Genomic DNA, 5,846 nt, shown 5'->3' on the forward strand with positions numbered 1-5,846 from the left:
CTATTTGGGTATTGACGATGGATTTGGAGCAATAGCATTTATCCTTTTATCTATTAATAAACAGTGTTTCATTTAAATCTATAGGTTATGATTTTAACAATCTTTCGGTCAGTATTTTTAATCTTGGTAACTGTGCTGAGTTCTCAAGGCATTTTTTATATGCTAGGCAATGCCACAGCACTTCAACAGGTGAACACAGCTACGTTTGCTGAACAGCGTAACCTATTAGATGGAGTCATCGGCTCAAGGCTCATGTCTTTATATGCTATGTCTTTGATTTTTGGTATCGGATCTTTAGTTTTTATGAGGGCGCGCTATAAAAGTTTTGCATTTCTGGCCACTACAATTGCCTTGATAACTATTGTCGTCGATTTGATCATTGCTGTTCAAATCAATATCCCGATCAATACTGCCTTTAAAAACTATCCAATTGGAAGCAACTCTTGGAGCTCACTCCAATCAGAATGGATAAACGCAATTGTGCTGCGTGGCTGCTTTTTATCCGCGGGTCTGTTCGGCTTAATTATCTCAATTTTTCATTCTGATAAAACTTATAAGCAGTAGTTGCATTTAATTGCCTTAAGGCTCATGTCTTTCTGTAGATATATCATACTATTCTATAGATGTACAACATGGTTTTACCTAATAATGGCTGGCTTTTGATGACAGATGTCTTTTATGACTATCTTTTTGTCTTTGGTCTGTTTTCCAATAGCACATATCTCTATTCCTATTCTTTTTTTATCGAAGGCAGTAATTTCATCTAATAAAATACTTCGTTGCTTAAAGAACGTAGTTGTTTAAATAGATCATAAAATGGAATTGAGTGTTAAATACGTTTTTATTTATGTAAGCAAATTAGAAGAAGGAAGTGTATTCTATCGAGATGTACTTGGTTTTGAACAAGCCTATCCCATTATTGATTTAATGCAAAACCATGTGGCATTTTGTAATGTGGCAATTGGTATGGGGATCATTCTCATCGAATCGGAACAGGTTGTCAAGGGCATGAATCTGGTATTAAACACAACAGATTGTATTAAAGATTATTTGCAGTTAAAAGCAAATGGTGTTGTATTTGCAAAAGTGCCTGATTACAATGACAAAGGTTTGGAAGCTGAATTTATAGACCCTTATGGTAACGTATTCACTTTGCTGGAAGAGCGTATTTATGAGAAAAAAATACTGTAACAAGGATGAAAATACATAAAGAGTTTGCCAATAAAAATTCAATTGATATTAGAAGTATGTCAAGTAACAGCTGGCAAAAGAAGGAAGAGCATTTTACAATTAAGGCGGTTTTAAGTGGGCAGCAGTACTTCAAGTTTAGAAGAAAGGAGATTATGCTTTTTCCGGATAATTTTATGCTATTGGCACCTGATACTGACTATACAAGTGCTGTTGAATCTGATGAAATGGTGAAAGTTTTGTCGATATCAATTACAAAGGAGTTTTTAAGTGCTTTTAAAACAGAAAACGGAGTTGATGATGACTTTTTTGTTGGCACTATGCTACCGCAGGAGGCCTTTCCTTACCAATCGATTTATCCCCTTGCTGGTGATATGCAGTATAACCTCCTAAATATGTATAAACAGATTCAGGCGAAAAATGAAGATGAAACCTTGATGAATGAATATATCCGTCATTTTCTCAAGATTTACTATTCAGCATATTATAAAAATTACAAGGCATCTGTAGATGCATTAGATTGTGTGCGTGCAGATACAAAAAAAGAGATTTTTAAACGAGTTTGTCTGGCCAAGGAATTTATTAGTAATAATTATAACAGAAATTTCAATTTGGAGGATGTCGCAAGCGCATCATTTTTGTCCGTTAACCATTTGTTGCGAACTTTTAAGCAGGTATTCGGCATGTCGCCTTATCAGTACTTAATGCTAACGAGATTAAACCGAGCTAAGAATTTATTGAGTACTGAAAATGGTCCCATTAATGAAATTGCATTTGCTGTTGGTTATGAATCTACCAGCTCATTTATAAGAGTTTTCAAGGCACAATTTAAATTATCACCTCTTAAATATAGAAAGGCTTTGTTTCAAGTTGAGTGATAAAGAATTCAAGGGTGACTTAATTGAATTTCTGATATTGAATATTATTGTTAACTAGCTGTATGGTGTTCATAGGGTAATATCCTTAAGTATTGCCCTAGTGTTCGTTCAAAGGCCTTTGGTATTGTTGGATGTTTTTTATCCTCTCTTTTGATATTGCCATACCCGAACAAATAGTCCTTGGTTTTTTCTTGCTGCTAAATCTGCAAATCCTAATTTTGTCTGAGCGATAGTTGTAATTTATGATCTACATCTCGCAAGGAGATAAAGTGTAAAACTGTTCATTCTCGCTATTAAAAGCTCACTATACTTATCTGTTTTACTTTTATCGTGGTGTACGTGTGCAGCTGTAACACATTATTCTATTCTATTGTAATTGGTAAGAGTTATAGTGCCGCTTTCTTCAAATGGGTTCACATGACCAACTTCCCAGCCTTAACTAGCTAATACGGTTGGTACAATGGTCCCGAATCTTTTGTGCACATCGAAACTTTCAGCCGTAAATCCATAGAGATTTACAAGTATTTTAGGGCTGCTTTGATCTTCTGGAATTTCAGATAAAGCCATGTATAGGAATTTTTCCCAAACAATAATTTCATCAAGGTTAAGGAGTCCAGTTTAAGAATGCTATGATTAGATGTTGACCGCTGTATTCAAACTCCGCTCTCAGAGCGGTTTTTCTATTCATTTGGTATAGATTGCAAAATAACTTTGATTGGTCTTTTGATGTTTTAAAGTGCTGCATCAAGAACAATCAGTTAGATAATGCATTTTGGCGACAAGAATTGGCATTTCGGAGTTTAGTTTATCGTTTATGTCATTTTTTGTTGATATAGATTTCCACAATATGAAAATTTGAAAAACTAATTAACTAATTCAACTGCAATTTATGTCGGCAAATTATCAGATTACAAACCAAGCAACAGGTCAGGTCATTAAGTTTATTAAAAGTAATAAAGACGCAAATAATGGGCTATTAGAAATGGAAGCGGTATATGCTGCTTTTTCTGATGAGCCGCCACTGCATTACCACCCTATACAAAAAGAAGTATTTAACGTTTTAGCCGGAGAGTTAACCGTAAGAATGAATGCAGAGATAAAGATTTACAAAAAAGGAGAGGAATTTTGTATTGAGCCTGGTGTTCATCATAGCATGTGGAATTCGGGCTATTTAGATACAATGGTAAGTTGGAAGATTTTTCCGCCGTTACAAACAGAGGCATTTTTGAATACATTGACTAATTTGGCCAATGAGGGCAAAACCAATAAGGCAGGTATACCACCATTGCCACTCATGCTTTATTTATTAAATAGGTATAGAAATAGTTTCAGGCTGAGTAAATTAAGTAAAATAACACTGTCTGTGTTGTACTTGTTTTTCTACCCCTTTTTTTTGCTAATGCGTTATCGAAGTAAAATAGCAACTATGCAATCTTGTTCCGTTTCTGAATAAGCTAAAATTTGATCTCAAATCACTAAGTGAAATTAACCAGGATGAAGAGAATTTTATTTTTGATATGTTGGGTAAACAAAATCAAGCCTTAGGATCCGTAACTTATCCGTAGTTCAAACGATGCAAAATGATGCTGTATTTCTTTTGAAAGGATCCTTGGAAAGGAGCGCATCAGGCAAGTTAACACTTCGGCCAATGAACAATATTGTACGCTTCCCTTAAAGTATCGAAATTCAAGAAAATCACTAATAGATGGAAGAAACTACTTGATGGATAGTAATGACCAGATAAAAATAAAGGCGAACAGAAATGTGATTTTTAAGATGGGCTAATTTTTACAATTCTCTCAATCTTTTATGGCATGCTGCTTTATAGTTTCTGCCAATTGGAATTTCTTTACCCAAAAGTTCTACAGAATAGGAATGGAAACTTTCAACTTTTGATAAGGAAACAATAAATGAACGATGGATTCGTACAAATTTATCTTCAGGCAAAAGATCTTCTATTACACTGATCATTTGTTTTGAGATTAAGACTTTATCTTTGAGCACAACTTTGATGTAGTCTTTTAAGCTCTCAATCCAATAGATGTCACTTACATTCACTTTTACCATTTTTCGTTCTACTCTTAGATAAAGAAAAGTATCTGTTTTTTGTTCTGCAGGTTTTTCAACCAAGCTTATTTTTTGGTAATTGGCTTTTTGTAAGGTGAATAACTTTTCAATAGCTTTAAGAAACCGATCAAATCCAATGGGTTTTAATAAATAGTCGATAGCATTTAAGTCGAAACCTTCGAGTGCATAATTTTCAAAGGCAGTCGTGAAGATTACTTTTGGCGGATTTTTAAGATTCCTGATAAAATCAGTTCCTGTTAGACCCGGCATTTTTATGTCTAAAAAAATAAGATCTACTTTTGTTTGCTGCAAAATTTTAAAAGCTTCAATGGCATTACTACATTTTGCAACAATATCAAGTTCTGAGAAGTTTGATATATGGCTCTCAATTACTTCAATGGCATGTGGCTCATCATCCACAATTAATGTTTTGATCTTCATCTTAATACTGTTTTGTGAGGTCTAATTGCATAATTGCTATCGACATTTCTTCTCCTTCATGCATCTTCAATTCATAACCGCCAGAAAATTGTGCCTCTAATTTTTTATGTAGGTTTTTAAGCCCATTGAGCTCAAAGGTGTCTGTTTGACTTAAGGGTTTAAATTTGGGTAAACTATGAGATACCTTAAATTTAATATTACAGCCTTTGATTTCCAAGTTAATATTTATCCAGGGATCTTCGATAGTCTCGCTTATACCTTCCCTAAAAGCATTCTCTACTAGGGGGAACATTAAAAGAGGGGGGATTCTTTGTTCTAGAATTTCTCCATTAATACTAAAAGAAAGATCTAATCGATCGTCGTACCTAATTTTTTCAAGTTCAACATAGCTGTTTAAAATTTCGATATCCCTTTTTAACGGTACACTTGAGTGATGACATTCATTAAGCATATATCTTAAAATACTGGACAAGCCAAGTACTATTTTAGGAGATTCTGGAGATTTAATCAAGGTCAATGCATATAGATTATTAAGCGTATTGAACAGGAAATGAGGATTAAGTTTTGCTTTTAGAAAATCGACCTCCGATTGAAGTACAACCTGCCTTCTTTCAAACCAGATTTTAAAATATTTAATAGATATGGCAATCCAAATTACCGTATTGCTTTGTTCTAGTGCATTGATTAAATAAATGGGGTTGATCAGCTGTTCTATAAAAGTACCATTCAGCTTTTTCCATTTGAAACCTGGAGATTGTGCCTGCATCTTCTTTAAGATGTAAGGATCTACTATGGTGATTTCCATAATTCGAAATAGCAGCGTACAGAAGATGCAACAGGCTAATATACCTAGGATTAAGACGCTGCATTTCTTCTTGTTCAAGTTTTGGGGTATCAGCCAAATCGTTACACTATAATAGTAAATGATATGGACCGGCAGCAATAGCAGAATGACAATTGCCGCTACATAAAAACTAGGTAGGCCAATTGAGTATATTCCGGTTAGGATCAATGCGCAGAAAAACCATAGTAAAAGATGGTTTGATATTTTATTCTCCATTAAATTAGACCACAAATTTGGCCGAATTTACTATAATCGAAAAATTTAACGCTATAACATAGATATAAGGCTGTGTTCTGTCGACGGATTACTAATTGTTCAACGATTTTTGTGATATAATTTTTCAGTCGTCGTTTAACTTGTAAAGCAATAAGGGTACGTCATTTGCCACTATTTTTTCTTTAAGCCCAAATCCTAGCTTTTCTAACAAT

Annotated in this window: 6 protein-coding genes; 4 read left to right on the plus strand and 2 right to left on the minus strand. The window is 34.1% G+C overall.

The window, feature by feature from the left end; all coding sequences use genetic code 11:
- Positions 1–87 precede the first annotated feature (87 nt).
- From AC1DDX_RS21685 to AC1DDX_RS21700, 4 genes are all read left to right on the plus strand, one after another.
- Positions 88–564, plus strand: a complete 477-nt coding sequence (locus tag AC1DDX_RS21685; protein ID WP_288882655.1) for a hypothetical protein — start codon at positions 88–90, stop codon at positions 562–564.
- A gap of 252 nt (positions 565–816) precedes the next feature.
- The gene (locus AC1DDX_RS21690) at positions 817–1,191 is read left to right on the plus strand and encodes a VOC family protein (protein WP_288882653.1); all 375 of its coding nucleotides are present in this window, start codon (positions 817–819) and stop codon (positions 1,189–1,191) included.
- A 5-nt stretch (positions 1,192–1,196) separates the two neighbouring features.
- The gene (locus AC1DDX_RS21695; protein WP_288882651.1) at positions 1,197–2,066 is read left to right on the plus strand and encodes a helix-turn-helix transcriptional regulator; all 870 of its coding nucleotides are present in this window, start codon (positions 1,197–1,199) and stop codon (positions 2,064–2,066) included.
- 889 nt (positions 2,067–2,955) lie between these two features.
- Positions 2,956–3,519, plus strand: coding sequence for a cupin domain-containing protein (locus AC1DDX_RS21700; RefSeq protein ID WP_288882649.1), 564 nt, complete (start codon positions 2,956–2,958; stop codon positions 3,517–3,519).
- Positions 3,520–3,854: 335 nt separating this feature from the next.
- Here the strand turns inward: AC1DDX_RS21700 and AC1DDX_RS21705 are convergent, their stop codons facing one another.
- Together AC1DDX_RS21705 and AC1DDX_RS21710 are read right to left on the minus strand one after the other, a co-directional pair.
- On the minus strand, positions 3,855–4,574 hold the full coding sequence (locus AC1DDX_RS21705; RefSeq protein WP_288882647.1) for a LytR/AlgR family response regulator transcription factor: 720 nt from the start codon (positions 4,572–4,574) through the stop codon (positions 3,855–3,857).
- A 1-nt stretch (position 4,575) separates the two neighbouring features.
- Positions 4,576–5,340, minus strand: a complete 765-nt coding sequence (locus AC1DDX_RS21710; RefSeq protein ID WP_288882645.1) for a sensor histidine kinase — start codon at positions 5,338–5,340, stop codon at positions 4,576–4,578.
- Positions 5,341–5,846 lie beyond the last annotated feature (506 nt).

It is taken from the genome of Pedobacter sp. 10L46_2, assembly GCF_056395165.1.